A 21,332-nucleotide genomic window follows, 5' to 3' on the forward strand; every position below is an offset into this window, starting at 1 on the left:
CGGACTACTCTGACAACTCCTAGCGTAAATTCCCGCCACACAGGAGGTGTGTCATGCACGCTATTGATCGTTCGGTTCGCGTGGAGCAGATCAGTCAGGATTGTTTCATCCAAGCCCCTATCGAGACCGTTTACGACTACGTGACCCAGCCCGACCGCTGGCACGAATGGCACCCCTCCTCCCTCAGCGCCGACACCGGTACCCGCGGTTCACTGCCGGTGGGCAGTCGTTTTACCGAGGTCATCGACCTGTTGGGCGTGCGCATACCCCTGGCTTATCGCGTGCAAATTGCCCGCCGCCCGGGTGAGTTCAAGACCGTGTTCACGTCCCTGGCCGTAGACGGTTCCATTCATTACCTCTTGCAGGCCCAGCGCGATGGGACGCTGTTCAAGCGCGTGCTGACCTACGAAACCGAACTGCAACTCGCCACCTTGCATCAGCGCATGATCGACTTGTCGACCCTGGCCCTGGACCAGCTCAAACATCGGTTGGAAAGCGCCGCCTTCGTATAATTTAGAAACATTACCGCTGCGTACCGCTGGAAAAAGCAGGGAGAATGCCCGGCCTATCGCCCCGCATTCAGTGAGACCACCGATGAAAACCCCATTGCGACTGGCCCTGCTCTCGGTCCTGTTCACCACCACCCTGGCCCAGGCCGCCGAGCTGATCCCCATCGACGTACACCGCGACGCCAACTGCGGCTGCTGCAAACAATGGATCAGCCACCTGCAAAGCAATGGCTTGAAGGTCAACGACCACGTTGAAGCCGACATGGGCGCGGTCAAACAACGCCTGGGCGTGGCTCCACGCCTCGGCTCGTGCCATACCGCGGTAATCGACGGCAAGTTCGTCGAAGGCCATGTACCCGCAGAGCAGGTCCTGGCCTTGCGCCAGCGCGCCGACCTGCGGGGAATCGCAGCACCGGGTATGCCCTTGGGCTCGCCAGGCATGGAGGTGCAAGGACGCAGCGAGGCGTATCAAGTCATCGGCCTGACTCGGGATGGCGACGACGTGGTAGTCGCTGACTACCCGGCACACTGACCGATGTTAATGGGTTACCTGGGGCTCTTCGTCGCAGCGTTTGGCGCGGCGACGTTACTGCCTTTGCAATCGGAAGCCGTGCTCGTCGGCCTGCTGCTCAACGGGCATTACAGCCTGTGGCTGCTGTTGGGCATCGCCACGCTGGGCAATGTGCTGGGTTCGGTGGTCAATTGGCTGTTGGGACGCTGGGTCGATCACTTCAAGACTCGACGCTGGTTTCCGGTCAGCACCCAACAGTTGGACAACGCCCACCGTCATTACGAACGCTGGGGGCATTGGACGCTGTTGCTCAGTTGGGTGCCGATTATTGGAGACCCGCTGACGTTGGTGGCCGGGGTGATGCGCGAGCCGTTGTGGCGTTTTCTGCTATTGGTGACCCTGGCCAAAAGCCTGCGTTACGGCGTACTTGCAGCGCTGACCTTGCATTGGGTGTTAATCCCCACTTAATCCTCCCCCAACAGCATCCGGGCATCTCTCTCGGAGCCCAAGCCCATGCCTGCAATCCGTGCCTTGTGCATCGCCAGCCTGCTCATAGCCAATGCGGCCCCCGCGTTCGCCGCCACCTACGGCCCCGAACTGCAAGGCTTCCAATACCCCTATCCCGTCGAGCACTTCGCCTTCCAATCCCAAGGCAAACCCCTGCAAATGGGTTACATGGATGTCGCCGCCAAAGGCAAGCCCAACGGCCGTGCAGTGGTGCTGATGCACGGCAAGAACTTCTGCGGCGCCACCTGGGAAGGTTCGATCAAGGCGCTGAGTGACGCCGGTTACCGCGTCATCGCCCCGGACCAGATCGGTTTTTGCACCTCCAGCAAACCCGACCATTACCAGTACAGCTTCCAGCAACTGGCGACCAACACCCATCAACTGCTGGAAAAGCTCGGCATCCAAAAGGCCACGATCATCGGCCACTCCACCGGCGGCATGCTCGCCACGCGCTATGCATTGATGTACCCCCAGCAAACCGAACAGCTTGGTTTGGTGAACCCCATCGGCCTGGAAGACTGGAAAGCCCTCGGCGTGCCTTACCAGAGCGTCGACCAGTGGTATCAGCGCGAGCTGAAACTGAGCGCCGATGGTGTACGCAACTATGAGCGCAGCACCTATTACGTCGGGCGCTGGAAGCCTGAATACGAGCGCTGGGTGCAGATGCTCGCCGGCCTGAACCAAGGCCCGGGGCATCTGCAGGTCGCCTGGAACTCGGCGTTGATTTACGACATGATCTTCACCCAGCCCGTGTACTACGAATTCAAGGACCTGCAGGTGCCCACCCTGCTGCTGATCGGCACCAGCGACACCACCGCCATCGGCAAAGACGTGGCGCCGGCGGCGGTCAAGGCCAAAATCGGTCATTACGAGGTACTGGGCAAGCAGGTGGCCAAGCTGATTCCCCATGCCACCTTGGTGGAATTCCCTGGATTGGGGCATGCACCCCAGATGGAAAAGCCGGAACAGTTTCATAAAGCGCTGTTACAGGGCTTGAACGCCCTTTAATCCAACCTTTTTCGAGGCACGCGGGCATGTCGGTACAGATCGCAGTGATGGATGATTGGCAGGATGTGGCCAGTGGTGCAGTGGACTGGTCGGTGCTGGATGGCGTGGGCCAGGTGCATTTTCTCCACGACTACCCAGCTGATACCGCCACGATGATTGAGCGTTTAAAGACGTTCGACATCATTTGCGTCATGCGCGAACGCTCCACCTTCGATAAGGCCCTGCTGCAAGGGCTGCCCAAACTCAAATTGCTGGTGACCGGCGGCATGCGCAATGCCGCCATCGACGTTCCCGCAGCCAAGGCCCTGGGCATCCAGGTGTGTGGCACCGACAGCTATAAACACGCCGCACCGGAGCTGACCTGGGCCTTGATCATGGCCTCTACGCGCAATCTGCTCGCCGAAGCCAACTCACTGCGTGCGGGCGGATGGCAGGTCGGCCTGGGCGGCGATCTGCATGGCAAGACGTTGGGCATCCTGGGGCTGGGCAGCATTGGCCAGAAAGTCGCCAGGTTCGCCCAGGTGTTCGGCATGCGGGTGATTGCCTGGAGTGAAAACCTCACGCCCGAGCGCGCGGCTGAATCGGGGGCGACCTGGGTCAGCAAGCGCGAGCTGTTTGAGCAGGCGGATATTCTAACCATCCACCTGGTACTCAGCGAGCGCAGCCGTGGCCTGGTGGATGCGCAAGCGTTGGGCTGGATGAAACCCACCGCGCGGCTGGTAAACACTGCACGCGGGCCGATTGTGGATGAGCAGGCGCTGGTGCAAGCATTGCGCAGCGGTCGGCTGGCCGGGGCGGCGCTGGATGTGTATGCCCAGGAACCGCTGCCGGCCGACCATCCGTTTCGCAGCTTGCCCAATGTGCTGGCTACGCCACACGTGGGGTACGTGAGTGAGCAGAACTACCGGCAGTTCTATCAGCAGATGATCGAAGATATCCATGCCTGGGCCAATGGTGTGCCCATTCGCGGGCTCACCTGACGCACCACTCCAGTGCGTTTTTCACCCTGTATTTATGTAGGAGCGAGCTTGCTCGCGAAAAACGCCAACGATAACGCGGCCATTCTGGTTTTACGCGGCGCCCTTTGTTTTTTCACGAGCAAGCTCGCGCCTACCGAGGCAGGGCGGCATATCGTTAAAATTTTTTTGTCCTACAAAATTCCCACATAAACCCTGCAGGCGCTGGGATCTGTCCTAGACTCATGACCGATGGGTCCGTTCCAAAACAAAAACCCCGCAAAAAATCTAAACTTTCGAAACCTGCCGCTGGTCAAGTTTCAGGTAAGGGCGAGCACGCGCGCTTCAGGCCGAATGCCCGTCCATCCAATCTTTTTAAGCTCACCGTGCAACTGGCATACGCCTTGCCAGCTTGTATAGCGCTTGTGTGCCTGGCCGCAGGATGCGGCCAATCGGAGCTTATGGCAGCGGGCCATTAGCCAACCAACAGATGGGAGTGCATTATGATCAGTGCCGCAGTAGATACTCAGGGAGCGCGTTTCAGTCAGCCGGCAGGGGGACCTACATCGTTGGCCGACCTGCCCAACACTGTGCGGCCGATCGTGAGCCAGAATCCCAATCGAAAGAAAGTCCTGTTTGTCACCTCCGAGTTCGCCGACCTGGTGAAGACCGGCGGCCTGGGCGACGTGTCTGCCGCCCTGCCCCGCGCGATGGCTCATCTGCACGATGTGCGTGTGCTGATCCCGGGTTACCCGCAAGTAATGGAAAGCGATAACCCGATTCATATCGTCGGTGAGCTGGGTGGCCACGCCGCGCTGCCGCCGTGCAAGATCGGGCGCATGGACCTCAAGGACGGCCTGGTCATCTACGTGCTGATCTGCCCGGAACTGTACGAGCGCGAAGGCACGCCCTACGGCGCCAACAACGGTCGCGACTGGCCGGACAACCACATTCGCTTCGCCCGCCTGGGCCTGGCCGCCGCCGACATGGCGGCCAACCTTGCGCAAATCCACTGGTGCCCCGACCTGGTGCACGCCCATGACTGGCCAGCCGGCCTGGCCCCGGCGTATATGCACTGGCGTGGTTCACGCACGCCGACCCTGTTCACCATACATAACCTGGCCTACCAAGGTGTGGTGAGCCTGGCGTCCACCCCGGAACTGGGGATTCCGCCCCATGCCCTGCAACAGGAGGGCATGGAGTTCTACGGCAAGATGTCGTTTCTCAAGGCCGGCATGGCTTATTCCAGCCATATCACCACCGTCAGCGCGACGTATGCCCAGGAAATCACCACCCCGGAGTTCGGTTGTGGCCTGGATGGTTTCCTCGCCAGCAAGACCCAGCAAGGTCTGCTCAGCGGCATTCCCAACGGTATCGACGAAAGCTGGGAAACCTCCACCGACACCCACCTGACCCACAACTTCAATATCGGTGACTGGGAAGGCAAGGCCGTCAACGCCGCGCATGTGCGCGAGCTGTTTGGCCTGCACGATTCCACTGGCCCGCTGTTCGCCGTGGTTTCGCGCCTGGTCTACCAGAAGGGCCTGGACCTGACCGAAGCGGTGGCCGGGTTTATCGTCGAGAACGGTGGCCAGATCGCGATCATCGGCCGCGGTGAACCGGAAGAAGAACACGCCATGCGCGAACTGGCACTGCGCTTTCCTGGCCAGGTCGGGGTCCGCATTGGTTTCAACGAGACCGATGCCCGCCGTATGTTTGCCGGCAGTGATTTCCTGCTGATGCCTTCACGCTATGAGCCCTGCGGCCTGAGCCAGATGTACGCCCAGCGCTTTGGTTCGTTGCCGGTGGCGCGTAACACCGGCGGCCTGGCCGACACCATTGAAGATGGCGTCACCGGTTTCCTGTTCAACGAGTCCAGCGTGCAGAGCTACCAGGAAGCCCTGAGCCGTGCGTTCAAGGTGTTCGGCTTCCCACGCCTGCTCAACGCCATGCGCAGCCGCGCCATGACCCAGCCTTTCAACTGGTGCCAGGCGGTGGAACCCTACGCCGAACTGTATGAGCAGCTGGTGGCTAAAGCACTGGGGAAATCGACCAAGTAATCAGGGAGGTCTTCATAGATGCCGTTACGGACTCTGGAAACCTGGCCCCACGGCGCAATCATGCTGGACGCACAACACACGCGTTTTGCCTTGTGGGCGCCAGATGCGTTTTATGTCAGCGTTGAATTGGAAGACGGCAAATCCATCGCCATGCTGCCCCAGGCAGAGGGTTGGTTTGAGGTTGAAATAAAGTGCCCGGCGGGCACGCGTTACCGCTACAACATCGACGGCGAACTCGACGTGCCCGACCCCGCGTCCCGGGCCCAAGCGTCGGATGTGCACGGTTGGAGCATCGTCGTCGACCCGCTCGCTTATGCCTGGCGGCACAATGACTGGCAAGGCCGCCCGTGGCATGAGGCGGTGATCTACGAACTGCACGTAGGCACACTCGGCGGCTACGCCGCGGTTGAAAAGCAACTGCCGCGCCTGGCCGAACTCGGCGTGAGCGCGATTGAACTGATGCCGCTGGCGCAATTTCCCGGTGAACGCAATTGGGGTTACGACGGGGTTCTGCCCTACGCGCCTCAAGCCTCCTACGGCCCCCCGGAACACCTCAAGGCCCTGATCGACAGCGCCCACGAACACGGCCTGGCCGTTATCCTCGATGTGGTCTACAACCACTTCGGTCCCGACGGCAATTACCTGGGCCGATACGCCAAAGGCTTCTTCCAAGAAGCGGTGCACACGCCCTGGGGCGCAGGCATTGATTTTGATCGCCGTGAGGTGCGCGACTTCTTCCTCGACAACGCGCTGATGTGGTTGCTGGAGTACCGCTTCGACGGCTTGCGCCTGGATGCGGTGCACGCCATCGACAATCCCGGGTTCCTGCAGGAACTGGCCCAACGGGTTCGCCAGCAGGTGGATAGCGGCCGGCATGTCTGGTTAGTGCTGGAAAACGAGTTCAATCAGGCCGGTTTGCTCAAGCACGGCTTCGATGCCCAATGGAACGACGACTTTCATAACGTGCTGCACGTAGTGCTCACCGGCGAAACCGACGCCTATTACCGCGACTTCGCGCAAGACCCCACCGCCAAACTGGCACGCTGCCTGGGTGAAGGTTTTATCTATCAAGGCCAGACCACGCGCCATGGCCACGAACGCGGCGAACCCAGCGCCGACTTGCCACCCAGTGCCTTCGTGGCGTTCTTGCAGAACCACGACCAGATCGGCAACCGCGCCCTGGGTGAACGCCTGCATCACCTGTGCTCGCCACAGGCGCTGAAAGCGGCCACCACGTTATTGCTGATGTCGCCGATGATCCCGTTGATGTTTATGGGCGATGAAGTCAACGCACAAGCCCCCTTTCTGTTTTTCACCGATCACCACGGGGAACTGGCCCAAGCGGTGCGCGAAGGCCGGCGCGCCGAATTCGCTGACTTCGCGGCCTTCCGTGACCCTGAACGACGCGAACACATTCCCGACCCCAATGCCCTGCCGACCTTCGAGCAATCAACGCCCCGGCTGACAGAGAACGCGCACACCTCACTCTACCGCCAGTTGCTGAGCCTTCGTCACCAGCATGTCGTGCCGCACTTGCCCGGCAGCGTCGCCCTGGGCGCGCAGGTGCTGGCAGACGGCGCCGTCAGCGCGCGTTGGCGCCTGGGCAATGGCAGCGTGCTGCAGATCGACCTGAACCTGAGCGCCACGCCCCTCGAACAGCCGACACCGCAACACCTGCTTTTCCAAACGCCTGCCAGTCCAACTACGCACCTGCCGCCCTTCAGCGCACGCGTTTCCCTAGCCCCTGTTGGAGAACACTTTTGAGCGAAGCGAACCTGGAACTACTCGCCAGCCGCGCGGGCCTGGCCGTCGATTGGATCGATGCCAACGGTCGCCCGCAACACGTTAAGCCCGACGCCCTGCGCGCCGTGCTCAAAGGGCTGGGCCACCCGGCCGATACCGATGCCGAAATCGACGCCAGCCTGCTGGAATTGGAGCGGGCACAACAAGACAAGCATTTACCGCCCTTGATGACCATCGACAGCGGCGAAGGCTTGGACCTGGCCCGTTTCTTCCCCGCGCACACGCCTTGCCGCGTGAACCTCGAAGGCGGCGATACCCTGGAACTACACCTGGATGGCAACGCCGTGCTGCCCGGAGTGACCGCCCTTGGCTACCATCCGGTGCATATCGGCGATCAAAGCTTCACCCTCGCCGTCGCCCCATCCCATTGTTACAGCGTGGCCGAAGCGGTCGATAGCCGCCCCGCCCGCGCCTGGGGCTTGAGCGCCCAGCTGTATGCCCTGCGTCGCCTTGGTGACGGCGGCTTCGGTGACACCCTGGCGCTCGAACACCTGGCCCGCGCGGCCGCCGAGCGCGGGGCCGACGCCCTGGCGATCAGCCCGATGCACGCGATGTTCAGCGCCGACACCGAACGCTACAGCCCCTACTCGCCCTCCAGCCGGCTGTTTCTCAACAGCCTGTATGCCTCACCGAGTTGCATCCTGGGCGAGCGCGAAGTGCGTAACGCCATCGAGGCCACCGGCCTGGCTGACGAACTGCACGCCCTGGAACAACTCACGCTGATCGACTGGCCCGCCGCCGCCAAGGCCAAGCAGCGCCTGCTGCGCGCACTGTATGAAGACTTCCGCCACGGTGAACATCCACAGCACGCCGACTTCCAGAGTTTCCGCCAGGCCGGCGGTGAAGCCCTGGAAAACCACTGCCGCTTCGAAGCCGTGCAAGCAATGCGTGCCGCGGCCGGCGAAGACCTCGACTGGCGCCACTGGCCGTTGCCATGGCGCACGCCACAGAGCCCGGCCCTGGCCCAGTTCGCCGAGGACCACCGCGATGAAATCGGTTACTTCGCGTTCACCCAATGGCTGATCGCCCGCAGCCTGGAACGTGCACAACAGGCCGCCCGAGGCAGCGGCATGGGCGTCGGCCTGATCGCCGACCTGGCCGTTGGCGCGGACGGCGGTGGTAGCCAAGCCTGGAGCCGCCAGGATGAACTGCTGGCGAACCTGACCGTTGGCGCGCCACCCGACATTCTTAACCGCGCAGGCCAGGGTTGGGGGATCTCCGCGTTCTCCCCGGAAGGTCTCAAGCGCCATGGTTTTCGCGCCTTTATCGAAATGCTGCGGGCCAACTTCGCCCATGCCGGCGGCTTGCGTATCGATCATGTGATGGGCCTGCAACGCTTGTGGGTGATCCCCGTGGGCGCCTCGCCCCGCGAAGGCGCGTACTTGTATTACCCGGTGGACGATCTGTTGCGCCTGCTGGCCCTGGAGTCCCATCGACACCAAGCCATCGTCCTCGGTGAAGACCTGGGCACCGTGCCCGATGGCCTACGCGAAAAACTCATCGGCCGTTCGATCCTGGGCATGCGCGTGCTGCTCTTCGAACAGAATCACGAGGGCCGCTTCAAGCCTATTCTCGACTGGCCCGACAACGCCCTGGCCACCACCAGCACCCATGACCTGCCCACCCTCAATGGCTGGTGGCATCGCCGCGATATCGAATGGAATATCCAACTGGACCTGATCGATGCACCGACCGTAGAACAATGGAGCGAACATCGCCTGCGTGAGCGCCAGGCGTTGCGCCAAGCCTTGAGCCAAGACCCGCAGAACTTCATTGATGAAATCCGCAATGACACCGACCAAATGATCGATGCCAGCGTGCGCTACCTGGGCCACACCCGCGCCCCGCTGGTGTTGCTGCCGCTGGAGGACGCCCTGGGCATCGAAGAACAAGCCAACCTGCCCGGCACCCTCGACACACACCCCAATTGGCGGCGCCGCCTGCCGGGTGAGGCCGCTAGCCTGCTCGACCACGACAACGCCGCCCGCCGCCTGGAGCTACTGGCCGTGGCGCGCAACCAAGCCCATGAGCGTGACCGATGAACGTGCCACCCTTGCGTGCGACTCAGCGCCTGCAACTGCATAAAGGTTTCACCCTGGATGATGCGGTGCCATGGGTGCCGTACTTCGCCCAGCTGGGGATCAGCCATGTGTATGCGTCACCGTTGCTCGCCGCCCGCGCCGGCTCCCTGCACGGCTACGACGTGGTCGACCCGACCACCGTCAACCCCGAGCTGGGTGGCGAACCCGCGTTACGCCGCCTGGTCGCGGCGCTGCGTGAACACGGCATGGGCCTGATCCTCGATATCGTGTCCAACCATATGGCCGTCGGTGGCGCGGATAACCCGTGGTGGCTGGACCTGCTGGAGTGGGGGCGCTTGAGCCCCTACAGCGAGTTCTTCGATGTCCAGTGGCACTCGCCCGACCCGCTGCTAAAGGGCCAATTGCTGATGCCGTTCCTTGGCAGCGATTACGGCGAAGCCTTGCAAACCGGGAGCCTGACGCTGCACTTTGACGCCAGCCAGGGCGCGTTCTACGTCAAGCATTACGAACACCGCTTCCCGATCTGCCCCCGCGATTACGCGTTGATCCTCGGCACCGATGAGTGGTTAAAGCCGCTGGGCGAGCGTTTCAGTGCGCTCGCTTACCAAGACGACGCCTATACCGAAGCCGCCTGGCTGAAACAGGCGCTGGCCGAACGCGCCACCGAGGGCGAGGTGCTGCGCGCCATCGAACACCGCCTGGCCGCGTTCGACGGGCGCCGGCCCGAAGGTTTCAAGCGCCTGCACCAACTGCTGGAGCAACAGACCTACCGCCTCGCCAGTTGGCGCACCGCCGCCGACGATATCAACTGGCGGCGCTTCTTCGACGTCAACGAGTTGGGCGGCCTGCGTGTCGAACGCAGCGCCGTGTTCGAAGCCACCCACGGCAAAATTTTCGCACTGATCAGCGACGGCCTGGTCGATGGCCTGCGCATCGACCATGTCGATGGGCTGGCCGACCCTCGCGGTTATTGCCGCAAGCTGCGACGTCGTGTGGACGCACTGTTGCCCGAGCGGCATGTGCCGATCTTCGTGGAAAAAATCCTCGGTGACGGTGAGTGCCTGCGCGAAGACTGGCAAGTGGACGGCACCACCGGCTATGAATTCATGAATCAGCTGTCACTGTTACAACACGACCCTGACGGCTTCGCCCCCCTGGCCAACCTGTGGAACCGTCACAGCGAACGGCCCGCCGCTTTTATTGAAGAAGCCTGGCTGGCACGCCAACAGATCCTCAACGGCTCCCTGGCCGGTGATTTTGAAAGCGTGGCCCAGGCCCTGCTGCAAGTGGCCCGGGACGACGTGATGACCCGCGACCTGACCTTGGGCGCTATCCGCCGCGCCCTGCAGGAACTGATTGTGCATTTCCCGGTGTACCGCACCTATATCAGTGCCTGCGGGCGTAGCGAGCGCGACGATGTGTTTTTCCTGCAAGCCCTGGCCGGTGCCCGCAGCACCTTGAGCGAGGGTGATTGGCCGGTACTGGATCACCTGGAAAAATGGCTCGGTGGCCAGCCGTGGCGCCACCGCCCGGTGGGCCGTGAGCGCAAGATGCTCAAGCATGCCTGCGTACGCTTCCAGCAACTGACTTCGCCCGCTGCCGCCAAGGCCGTGGAAGATACCGCGCTCTATCGTTCGGCCGTGCTGCTGTCACGCAATGATGTGGGCTTCAACACCGAGCAGTTCAGCGCGCCACTGGCCGATTTTCATCGCCTCAACCAACAGCGTTTGCAGACCTTCCCCGACAACCTGCTGGCCACCGCAACCCACGACCACAAGCGCGGCGAAGACACCCGCGCACGCCTGGCGGTGCTGAGTGAGTGTGCGCCGTGGTATGTCGAACAGGTCGAGCAATGGCGCACGCTCGCAGCGCCGTTGCGTGACGATGCGCAAAGCCCGTCGGCAGGCGATGAACTCATCCTTTATCAGGTGCTGCTGGGCAGTTGGCCGCTGGACCTCGATCCTGATTTTGAAGGTTATCGGCAGCGCCTCTGGCAGTGGCAGCAAAAAGCCCTGCGCGAAGCCAAGCTGCAAAGCAGTTGGAGCGCGCCCAACGAAGCCTATGAACGGGGTGTGGAAGCCTTCCTGTCGCGCCTGTTACTCAGCGATGAAGGCCGCGCCCTGCGCGATGCGATCGGCATGGCGGCCCAGACCATCGCCCCGGCCGGTGCGGTCAACAGCCTGGCGCAAACCTTGCTTCACCTCACCGTACCGGGGGTACCGGACGTGTACCAGGGCGATGAGTTCTGGGACTTCAGCCTGGTGGACCCGGACAACCGTCGCCCAGTGGACTTCAACGCACGGCAACACGCATTGAATACCTCACCGGACGTCGGCGAACTGTTGTCTCACTGGCGCGACGGGCGCATCAAACAGGCGCTGATTGCCCAGGTGTTGGCCATGCGCAAGGCTGAGCCCGAACGCTTGCGCAGCGGCTGCTACACACCGCTGCAAGTCATCGGTAAACACGCGCAGCACGTCGTCGCTTTCTGCCGCGAATCCCACGGTAAGCGCATGCTGGTGGTGGTGCCGCGCTGGCCCCATCGCTTGCTTGAAAACAGTGTGCTGCCCCACATCAATGCGCAGGTTTGGGGCGATACACGGGTGAAATTACCGTTCGCCTGCCCAACGCAAAACTGGAAGGGACTTTTTCACACAGGTGCAGTCACACCAGACAAGGAGTTGCTGATCAACGCTGCCCTGGGGGACTTCCCGGTCAATGTCTTTATCAATCCTGATATTCAAGAAAGCTGAAAATTTTCTATGAGGAGTTTGTGATGAGTAATGAAGACAAACGCATCCGCGAATTAGCACATCAGATCTGGGAGTCCGAGGGCAAACCACATGGTCAAGACACTCGCCACTGGGAGATGGCGCGCAAGCTGGCGGAAGCCGAAGCACTGACGCCGAGCAAACCCAAGGCCACCGCCAAACCCAAGACCGCGCCCAAACCTGCGGCAAAGGCCAAGCCTGCGGCACCCGCCGCCAGCAAACCAGCGCCCCCGGCGGCGAAAAAGCCAGCGGCCCCAAAGAAGCCCAAGCCTTAAGGCATGTACCCATGAGCCTCCTGTCGACACGGTCGTCAGGGGGCCACTTTCACGTTCCATTGCGTCAGCTGAACGATCGTCGGCAGGACCGTGTTCGGCCCGAAAAAAGACCCTTGCAGGAGCAACTCAATGAGCAAACCCGACAACACCCCAACCACGCCGGACCACGAGCCGTCGCGGATTCGTGAAGGTTTGCCCTTCCCGCTCGGCGCCACCTGGGACGGCTTGGGTGTCAACTTCGCGCTGTTCTCGGCCAACGCCACCAAAGTGGAGTTGTGCCTGTTCGACGATACCGGCACGGTAGAACTGGAACGCATCGAGCTGCCCGAATACACCGACGAAACCTTCCACGGCTACCTGCCCGACGCCCACCCGGGGCTGATTTACGGCTATCGCGTGTACGGTGCGTATGACCCGGCCAACGGTCACCGCTTCAACCACAACAAACTGCTGATCGACCCCTATGCCAAACAGCTGGTGGGCGAACTCAAATGGTCCGAGGCGCTGTTCGGCTACACCATCGGTCACCCCGACGATGACCTCAGTTTCGACGAGCGCGACAGCGCGCCGTTCGTGCCCAAGTGCAAGGTCATCGACCCGGCACACACCTGGGGCAACGACCAGCCCGTGCGCGTGCCGTGGGACCGTACGATCATTTATGAGACCCACCTGCGCGGCATCAGCATGCGTCACCCTTCGGTGGGCGAATCGGTGCGCGGCACCTGCGCGGGCTTGATGGAAGACGATGTGCTCAAGCACATCCGCCAATTGGGCGTCTCATCCGTGGAACTGCTGCCGGTGCATGCCTTCGTCAACGATCAGCACCTGCTGCAAAAAGGCATGACCAACTACTGGGGTTACAACAGCATTGCGTTTTTTGCCCCCGACCCACGCTACCTGGCCAGCGGCAAGATCGCCGAGTTCAAGGAGATGGTCGCGCACCTGCATGAGCAGAAGCTGGAGGTGATCCTCGACGTGGTCTACAACCACACCGCCGAAGGCAACGAGCGCGGCCCCACCCTGTCCATGCGCGGTATCGACAACGCCTCCTACTACCGCCTGATGCCCGACGACAAGCGCTTCTACATCAATGACTCCGGCACCGGCAACACCCTGGACCTGAGCCACCCGTGCGTGCTGCAAATGGTCACCGACTCCCTGCGCTACTGGGCCACCGAGATGCATGTGGATGGTTTCCGCTTTGACCTGGCGACCATCCTTGGCCGCTACCGCGACGGCTTTGACGAACGCCATAGCTTCCTCGTCGCGTGCCGCCAGGACCCGGTGCTGCGCCAGTTGAAACTCATCGCCGAACCCTGGGACTGCGGCCCCGGCGGCTATCAGGTGGGTAACTTCCCGCCGGGCTGGGTGGAATGGAACGACCGCTTTCGCGATACGGTGCGCGCGTTCTGGAAAGGCGACGACGGCCAACTGGCTGACTTCGCCGGGCGCATGACCGCCTCGGGTGAGATGTTCAACCACCGCGGGCGCAGGCCATACAGCTCGGTGAATTTCATCACCGCCCATGACGGTTTTACCCTGCACGACCTGGTGTCGTACAACGACAAGCACAACGAGGCCAACGACGAGAACAACCAGGACGGCAGTAATAACAACCTGTCGTGGAACCACGGCGTCGAAGGCCCTACCGACGACCCGCAGATCAATGCGCTGCGCCTGCGCCAGATGCGTAACTTCTTCGCCACCCTGTTACTGGCCCAGGGCACGCCGATGATCGTGGCCGGCGATGAGTTTGCCCGCACCCAGCACGGCAACAACAACGCTTATTGCCAGGACAGTGAAATCGGCTGGGTCAACTGGGACCTGGACGACGACGGCAAGGCCCTGCTCAAGTTCGTAAAACGCCTGATCAAGCTGCGCCTGGCGTACCCGATCCTGCGCCGTGGCCGTTTCCTGGTCGGCGACTACAACGAAGATATCGGCGTCAAGGACGTCACCTGGCTGGCACCGGATGGCAATGAGATGACCACCGAACAGTGGCAAGACAGCCACGGCCGTTGCCTGGGCATGCTGATGGATGGCCGCGCCCAGGAAACCGGGATACGCCGTGCCGGCGCCGATGCCACCCTGTTGCTGGTGGTGAACGCCCATCACGACATGGTCAACTTCCGCCTGCCACCGGTGCCCCAGGGTGAGTTCTGGACCTGCATGCTCGATACCAATGAACCGGCGGTGCGCGGCCAGGAACGTTTTGACTTCGAGCACGAGTACGCCGTGACGGGCCGTTCGTTGCTGTTATTCGAGCTTCAGCGCGACGACGAGGTGTGAAATGGCGTTGCATCGATTCCTTCAAGACTATCAGGACTATGCCGACACCCGGGCCCTGGGTGAAGCCTTGAAGGCCCTTCAGGCAGAGGGTCTGGATCAACTGCCGCTGCCTGGCAGCGGCGAGACGCTGACACGCTTGAGCCATTTGGCCCAAGTGGCGGGCCATGACCTGCGCCTGTGCAAGCTGTTTGAAGGCCATACCGATGCGCTGGCGATCATTGCTGAACTCAAAAGCCCCTTGCCGCCGTTGGGCAGCACTTGGGGCATGTGGGCCGCCGAGCCACCGACCGCGAAAGTACGAGTGCGCCACGATGGTCACCAGCTGAGGGTCGATGGGCGCAAAGCCTGGTGCTCCGGAGCATCGGTGGTCAGCCACGGGTTGCTGACCGCTTGGGACGAAGAGGATCGCCAGCAACTGGTGGCCGTGGCGATGGACCAGCCCGGCATCGCCGTGACAGAGAACGGCTGGAACGCCGTGGGCATGGCCGCCACCGGCAGTGTCGAAGTAACTTTCAGCGCAGTCCGGGGTCTGGCAGTCGGTGGCCCGGGAGACTACCTCTCGCGCCCCGGATTCTGGCATGGCGGTATCGGCATTGCAGCGTGCTGGTATGGCGCTGCGCAACGCCTGGGCGAGGTGCTGCGGGCGCACTGCCGCAAAAGCCCGGAACCCCACGCTCTGGCCCACCTTGGCGCGGTGGACAGTGCACTGAACAGCGCGGTCTGCGTGCTGCGTGCCAGTGCCATGCAGATCGACCAGACCCCTATCGCTGATGCCCGGCAACTGGCCCGGCAGACGCGCGCCTGCATCGAGGACAGCGTTGAGCAAGTGATGCACCACGTCGGCCGAGCCGTGGGCGCAGGCCCGTATTGCAAGGACCCGCACTTTGCCCGGTTGATGGCGGATTTGCCGGTGTATATCCGGCAGAGCCATGCCGAGCGCGATTTGGCTGCCCTTGGCGAACAGGTCGCGCAAGCCCCCACAGGGAGGTGGCATTTATCATGAAACCCAACCCGATCGTCGGCCAAGGCACCCCCTTGCATCATTGGCAAACATCGAGGCAATTGGCCGAGCTACCGCACGTCAGCGTCGCGCAGTTGGTACCCGAAGGCCATCGCGCCGTGATCGTTGCCCCACACCCGGACGATGAAGTGCTGGGCTGCGGTGGCCTGCTGCAAGGCTTGGCAACGCTGGGCCGGGCCATTCAACTGATCTCTGTCACCGATGGCAGCGCCAGCCACCCAGGCTCCGAACGCTGGTCGGCAGAACGCTTGAGCATCGTACGCCCGCAGGAGTCGGCCCAGGGCCTGCACCGCCTGGGCTTACCCTTGCACAGTTTGAAGTGGCTGCGTGCCGGGTTTGCCGACAGCAAAGTGGCTGAGCGCGAAGCCCAGTTGGTCGAGTTTATCCAGCGCCACCTCAAAGCCACCGATGTGGTGTTCGCCACGTGGCGCGAAGACGGTCATTGCGACCATGAGGCCGTCGGCCGTGCCAGTGCCGACGCGGCCCAGGCCGTGGGCGCAACCCTGTACGAATTACCGGTGTGGACCTGGCACTGGGCAACCGGCGAAGACCGCCTGGTGCCCTGGCACCGTGCGCGCAAAATCCCCCTGGCACCCGAAGTCGTGGCACGCAAACGCCATGCGATCCACGCCTTCGCCAGCCAGCTGGAAGGCGATCCGCAAATTGGCCTGCCACCGGTACTGGCGCCCTATGTGGTGGAGCGCTTACTGCAACCGTTTGAGGTGGTGTTTGTATGAGTGTGGCAACGCCTTACTTCGATCAACTGTTTGCCGGCAACGATGACCCCTGGGCGTTTCGTCAACGCTGGTACGAACAACGCAAACGTGCCCTGACCCTGGCGGTACTGACCCGTCCCCACTACGCCTCGATATTCGAACCCGGCTGTGCCAATGGCGAGCTGAGCGTCGAGCTGGCGGCGCGCTGTGGTCGCCTGGTGTGCTGCGACACCGCGCAGGCCGCAGTAGAACTGGCCAAGGCGCGATTGTCGGGGTGCCCCAACGCCCGGGTAGAGCAACGCCGCCTGCCTGAGCAATGGCCCACGGGCACGTTCGAGCTGATCGTACTGAGCGAGCTGTGTTACTACCTCGACGTCGATGATCTCGGCCGTTTGATTGATCGCGCCCTCGCCGCCTTGACCCACGACGGCCAACTGCTGGCCTGCCATTGGCGCCCGCCTATCGACGGTTGCCCAAACACCGCCGAGCAGGTGCACGCCCTGCTCCACCAACGACTGGGGATGCACTGCGTGGTGCAGCACCATGAAAAGGATTTCCTGCTCGACCTGTGGAGCCGCGATGGCACCTCGGTCGCCAGCCATGAGGGCCTGCGATGATCGGCATCTTGATCCCTGTACATAACGAAGAAGCGCTGCTGGGTGACTGCCTGAGTGCGGCACTGGCAGCTGCCAGCCACCCCGGCTTGCACGGCGAGGCCGTGCAGATCCTGGTGGTGCTCGACAGTTGCAGTGACGCCAGCGCGCAGATTGCCCAGGCACATGGCGTTCAGAGCTTGCACGTACAGGCGCGTAATGTCGGGCAGGCCCGTGGGGTTGGCGCGCGGCATTTACTCAATCAAGGCGCGCGCTGGATTTCCTGTACGGATGCCGACAGTCGCGTGGCGCCTGACTGGCTGGTGGCGCAATTGGCACTGGGGTGCGATGCCGTCTGTGGCACGGTAACCGTTGACGCCTGGAGTGAAGGCTTCGACTCGGCGGCGCAGATTCGCTATCACCAGGCTTATCAGGCCCGCGACGGGCACCGGCATATCCACGGCGCCAACCTGGGGGTGAGTGCCAGTGCTTATGTGCAAGCCGGTGGGTTTGAACCGCTGGCGTGCCATGAGGATGTGCAATTGGTGCGTGACCTGGAGCGTTGCGGCGCCTCCATCGCCTGGAGCCATACGCCGCAAGTGGTCACCAGTGCGCGTCTGGATTGCCGGGCCCAGGGCGGATTCGGTGACTACCTGAAAAGCCTGATGCAGGTAACGTAAAAAAACCACAATACAAGATGTATATGCGATAAATCCTTGTCTATGCTCATAACGCCTTGCCCGGCATTCCAGGATTGGCATGCCGCGCCTTCACCCCAGCGGAGCCTGCGGTGAAAACAAGAGCGTCGTCCCGTCAACGGGGCACGACCCAGCCTCAACCGACAAGGATGTGACACCCCATGAAGCCTGCTTCCGTACACGAGGGCCGCCGCGGCCCCGCGCAAGTCTGGAACAGCGCGCCGCAGTTGGCGCAGATCCCCATCATGCCACTTGCAACCCTGGCGCCGCCCGGCTCCCGTATTGTGGTGATTGCTCCCCACCCGGGCGATGAAGTGCTCGCGTGCGGCGGTTTGCTGCAACTGCTCAGTACCCGCGAACACCCGTTGAAATTGATCTCTATCACCGATGGCAGCGCCAGCCATCCCGGCTCCAATGTCTGGCCGGCCAGCCGCCTGAGCGTAGTGCGCCCCCAGGAAAGCGTCGAAGCGCTGCGCCGCCTGGGCATGCCGTTGCACAGCCTGAAATGGATTCGCGGTGGGTTTCACGATAACGCCTTGGCCGCCCGTGAGCAGCCGATGAGCCAATTCATCGCACGCTACCTGCAGCCGGGCGACGTGGTGTTCAGTACTTGGCGCAACGACGGCAATGACGACCACGATGCCGTCGGCCGCGCCAGCGCCAAGGCCTGTAGCCTGGTCGGTGCTCATCTGTACGAAGTGCCGATCTGGGCCTGGCACTGGCCGCCGCGTGAGGGCTCGGTGATCCCCTGGCACCGCGCGCGCAAGGTGCGCCTGGACACCTGGAGCGTGGCGCGCAAGCTGCATGCCGCCCATGCCTATGCCAGCCAGTTGGTGGGCGACCCCGAAATCGGCCTGGCGCCGATGCTCGCCCAGGGGTTGCTGGAGCGGATGCGCGAGCCTTACGAAATCGTGTTTGCCTAGTGTGCCAACCGGTGTCGTCAGGAGCAGACGGCGCAGGGTTGGTGATCGGGTTAGAGCGGTGGGTGTCGGCCTTGGGAATGACTCGGGTGAACGGGTCATTACTGGCGGTCGCTACGTCGTAGTCGTGCGTTGGCGCCACAGCCCCAGCGCCCCCATTGTCCCGCGGCCCCTGCCCCCTTATTCTCGATGCTCACCGTCCGACCCAACCCGGAGCCACCATGGACCTCGCCACCCTCTCGCTCTTTCTCCCGGCCTGTTTCGCCCTGAACATGGCTCCCGGTCCCAACAACCTGCTGTCGGTGAGCAACGCCACCCGCTACGGCTACCGCACCTCCTGCCTCGCCGGTTTGGGCCGCTTGCTGGCCTTCGCCGGCATGATCGCCCTCGCCTCCGCTGGTTTAGCCGTGGTGCTGCAAACGTCGGAGTTATTGTTCTACGCGATTAAGATCCTGGGGGCCGCGTACCTGTTTTACCTGGCGTTTCAACTATGGCGCGCCAACCCACAGGCGCAGGCAGAATCGACCACGGCCAAGGCGGGGTTGTGGGCCTTGGCGCGCCAGGAGTTTCTGGTGGCGGCGGGCAACCCCAAGGCCATCCTGATCTTCACCGCCTTCCTCCCGCAATTCGTGGTACCCGGTCAACCCATCACCCCCCAATTCGCCCTGCTGGGCGCGATGTTCTTGATGCTGGAATGGGTCGCCATCAGCGCCTATGCCTATATGGGCCTGCACATGCGCCGTTGGTTTGCCGAGCCAAGGGGCAAGCGGATTTTCAATCGCTGCTGCGCAGGCTTGTTGTCGGCGGCGGCCACCGTGTTGCTGATGGCGCGCAGGGCTTGAGCGAGTAACCTGTGGCGGGGGAGCTTGCTCCCGTTGGACCGCCTTCTATTTTCTGGCACTGAGCGGGTTCTCTGTAGCGTACATCGTGTCTGTCAGCGACGTTGGTTGCTGTCGAAAACGGAAAGTAATGCAGGTATTGTATAATGGCCCTGTGCCAGCCCCCTCGAAGCCGCGCTTCACCTTTGATAGCGCTGCCTTACTCCCCTGCTTCTATCCGCAATCTTGGAACGGTGACACGCAATGGATGCCAGCATTCAGAACATTGAACTCTACGGCCACACCCTCGATACACCGCAAAGCAAGCTTTATACAAACCAGGTCAGGCAAGCATTCGCGACGATTGCCTCGACGTGGTCGCAGAAAATCAATGCCGGCTTTTACGATCTGTTTTCCAATCTGGATAACCTCTATGAAGGTGGCGACGATCTAGCACACAAGATCCGCACCCAAGCTATAGGTCAAGGTATCAAACTCACCGTGGCCCACGGGATCTACGATATCGACGAAGAACGCTTCTACGACACGTTCATGCACCGCTACGACTCATGGGATGAAGACTTCGGCGTATTGACCGAGCAGTACGAAGCAATTGTCGAGCGCTCGGCAGAAGTGGATGCGCATCGCACCAATCGCCGGCATGGTCGCCGCCAATGGGTAGGCTACGGTTCTCAGAAGGCGGTAAACGATGCTGACGCAAAGAACCTGATGTCCAATATTGGTCATGGCGTATTCAACCTGATGGCCAAAGGGGTCAGCGCCATCGGCGACTCGCTCAAGAAAGACGAGGTGTTCAAGAGCCCTGCAACGGTCAAGGCTTTCGCAGACGGTGCCCGCAATATCGTCAATGCGGCCTACCTGGCGACGCTCGACGCCATCAATGCCGATTCGCCCGGGACGTTGCATAGTTACTCCAAGGACGAGATTAGAAAGTGCCAGGCGATTACCGAGAATACTGAAAAAGGCCTGATCCCCGACGATGCAGTGCTGCCGTCGGCGATCAAGGCGATCAGTGCTTATCCCTACAACGAACGGATCTACCCGATCCTGCTACGTAAGTTCGGCGGTGATCAAGGGCGGCTCGATGGTGTTGTGGAGTACTTCGGCATGGGCGCCCTGCTCAAGGAAAAGCAAGCGCTGATCCAGGAGCAATTACGCAAGTGCGACCTCAGCACGGTGGAAAGCTTCAGCGCCAGTCGCCCGGAGCTCGAGCGCTACGCGCAATTCATCTGCTATGAACGTTTCGACGAACACTGTGAGCGAGTGATAGAGAAAATCATGGCGCGCGGGACTCAGGCAAGCGCGCTGTCAACCGTTACACCCGCACTACCAGGGGCAGTGAAACACAACGATTGCGGGTTGACCGTGGCGACCGCCGCCCAAGGTTTCAGGTCCAACGCCGATCACAAGTTCTACGTGGCGCCGGACTTGCCGGCGAAGAAGGTCCTGGCCTTCGAATCCAAGAATGCGCTGAACATTGCCAAGGACGAGGTGGTGTTCTTCTTCGACGACACGGTATTCGGCTCTGGCGACAAGGGCGTATTGGTTGATCTGGAGTACGTGTATGTGCGCCTGCAATTCAAGGAGTCGCACCGCGTGGCACTTGCCGATATCGCCGACGTTACCATCAGCGGCCTGATGAATAAAAAACTGACGATGACCAAGCGTGACGGAACCAAGGTCGACGTGGTACTGACCCAAAGCAACAAGGGTGCGACCAGCCTGAGCGAAGCCCTTCTTGGGCTGGCGCGGTTGAGAGGGCCATCGGGGAACTGATCTACCAGGCCAATAATCTTTTGGGGCTGATGCTTTAC

At 61.9% G+C, this 21,332-nt stretch carries 18 protein-coding genes; all 18 read left to right on the forward strand.

Annotated elements, in window-relative coordinates; all coding sequences use genetic code 11:
• Window positions 1-53 precede the first annotated feature (53 nt).
• The 18 genes from M5B43_RS09360 (at window position 54) to M5B43_RS09445 (ending at window position 21,294) form a co-directional block, all read left to right on the forward strand.
• The gene (locus M5B43_RS09360) at window positions 54-512 is read left to right on the forward strand and encodes an SRPBCC family protein (protein WP_248749828.1); all 459 of its coding nucleotides are present in this window, start codon (window positions 54-56) and stop codon (window positions 510-512) included.
• An 82-nt stretch (window positions 513-594) separates the two neighbouring features.
• Window positions 595-1,041, forward strand: coding sequence for a DUF411 domain-containing protein (locus M5B43_RS09365; RefSeq protein WP_248749829.1), 447 nt, complete (start codon window positions 595-597; stop codon window positions 1,039-1,041).
• A 3-nt stretch (window positions 1,042-1,044) separates the two neighbouring features.
• Window positions 1,045-1,488, forward strand: coding sequence for a YqaA family protein (locus M5B43_RS09370; protein WP_248749830.1), 444 nt, complete (start codon window positions 1,045-1,047; stop codon window positions 1,486-1,488).
• A gap of 45 nt (window positions 1,489-1,533) precedes the next feature.
• Window positions 1,534-2,535: an alpha/beta hydrolase gene (locus M5B43_RS09375; RefSeq protein ID WP_248749831.1), complete on the forward strand. Its 1,002-nt coding sequence runs from the start codon at window positions 1,534-1,536 to the stop codon at window positions 2,533-2,535.
• 26 nt (window positions 2,536-2,561) lie between these two features.
• On the forward strand, window positions 2,562-3,515 hold the full coding sequence (locus tag M5B43_RS09380; protein ID WP_248749832.1) for a D-2-hydroxyacid dehydrogenase family protein: 954 nt from the start codon (window positions 2,562-2,564) through the stop codon (window positions 3,513-3,515).
• Window positions 3,516-3,994: 479 nt separating this feature from the next.
• The gene (glgA, locus tag M5B43_RS09385) at window positions 3,995-5,551 is read left to right on the forward strand and encodes a glycogen synthase GlgA (RefSeq protein WP_248749833.1); all 1,557 of its coding nucleotides are present in this window, start codon (window positions 3,995-3,997) and stop codon (window positions 5,549-5,551) included.
• 18 nt (window positions 5,552-5,569) lie between these two features.
• Complete coding sequence (treZ, locus tag M5B43_RS09390; RefSeq protein WP_248749834.1) at window positions 5,570-7,315, forward strand: malto-oligosyltrehalose trehalohydrolase; 1,746 nt, start codon at window positions 5,570-5,572, stop codon at window positions 7,313-7,315.
• Window positions 7,312-9,396, forward strand: a complete 2,085-nt coding sequence (gene malQ / locus M5B43_RS09395) for a 4-alpha-glucanotransferase (RefSeq protein WP_248749835.1) — start codon at window positions 7,312-7,314, stop codon at window positions 9,394-9,396. The genes treZ and malQ overlap by 4 nt, the downstream gene beginning before the upstream one ends.
• On the forward strand, window positions 9,393-12,149 hold the full coding sequence (locus M5B43_RS09400; protein WP_248749836.1) for a malto-oligosyltrehalose synthase: 2,757 nt from the start codon (window positions 9,393-9,395) through the stop codon (window positions 12,147-12,149). The genes malQ and M5B43_RS09400 overlap by 4 nt, the downstream gene beginning before the upstream one ends.
• Before the next feature lie 23 nt (window positions 12,150-12,172).
• Window positions 12,173-12,442: a DUF2934 domain-containing protein gene (locus M5B43_RS09405; protein ID WP_248749837.1), complete on the forward strand. Its 270-nt coding sequence runs from the start codon at window positions 12,173-12,175 to the stop codon at window positions 12,440-12,442.
• Between the two features lie 129 nt (window positions 12,443-12,571).
• Window positions 12,572-14,731, forward strand: a complete 2,160-nt coding sequence (gene glgX / locus M5B43_RS09410) for a glycogen debranching protein GlgX (protein WP_248749838.1) — start codon at window positions 12,572-12,574, stop codon at window positions 14,729-14,731.
• Between the two features lies 1 nt (window position 14,732).
• Complete coding sequence (locus M5B43_RS09415) at window positions 14,733-15,734, forward strand: acyl-CoA/acyl-ACP dehydrogenase (protein WP_248749839.1); 1,002 nt, start codon at window positions 14,733-14,735, stop codon at window positions 15,732-15,734.
• Window positions 15,731-16,489, forward strand: coding sequence for a PIG-L family deacetylase (locus M5B43_RS09420; RefSeq protein WP_248749840.1), 759 nt, complete (start codon window positions 15,731-15,733; stop codon window positions 16,487-16,489). The genes M5B43_RS09415 and M5B43_RS09420 overlap by 4 nt, the downstream gene beginning before the upstream one ends.
• Window positions 16,486-17,085: a class I SAM-dependent methyltransferase gene (locus tag M5B43_RS09425; RefSeq protein WP_248749841.1), complete on the forward strand. Its 600-nt coding sequence runs from the start codon at window positions 16,486-16,488 to the stop codon at window positions 17,083-17,085. The genes M5B43_RS09420 and M5B43_RS09425 overlap by 4 nt, the downstream gene beginning before the upstream one ends.
• The gene (locus tag M5B43_RS09430) at window positions 17,082-17,741 is read left to right on the forward strand and encodes a glycosyltransferase (protein ID WP_248749842.1); all 660 of its coding nucleotides are present in this window, start codon (window positions 17,082-17,084) and stop codon (window positions 17,739-17,741) included. Before M5B43_RS09425 ends, M5B43_RS09430 begins: the two co-directional genes overlap by 4 nt.
• Window positions 17,742-17,920: 179 nt before the next feature.
• Entirely contained in the window at window positions 17,921-18,682 is a 762-nt protein-coding gene (locus M5B43_RS09435) for a PIG-L family deacetylase (protein WP_248749843.1), read from the forward strand.
• A 218-nt stretch (window positions 18,683-18,900) separates the two neighbouring features.
• Entirely contained in the window at window positions 18,901-19,521 is a 621-nt protein-coding gene (locus M5B43_RS09440) for a LysE family translocator (RefSeq protein WP_248749844.1), read from the forward strand.
• Window positions 19,522-19,761: 240 nt separating this feature from the next.
• The gene (locus M5B43_RS09445; protein ID WP_248749845.1) at window positions 19,762-21,294 is read left to right on the forward strand and encodes a hypothetical protein; all 1,533 of its coding nucleotides are present in this window, start codon (window positions 19,762-19,764) and stop codon (window positions 21,292-21,294) included.
• Window positions 21,295-21,332 lie beyond the last annotated feature (38 nt).

This window comes from Pseudomonas sp. MWU15-20650, from assembly GCF_023242475.1.
Taxonomy (GTDB): domain Bacteria; phylum Pseudomonadota; class Gammaproteobacteria; order Pseudomonadales; family Pseudomonadaceae; genus Aquipseudomonas.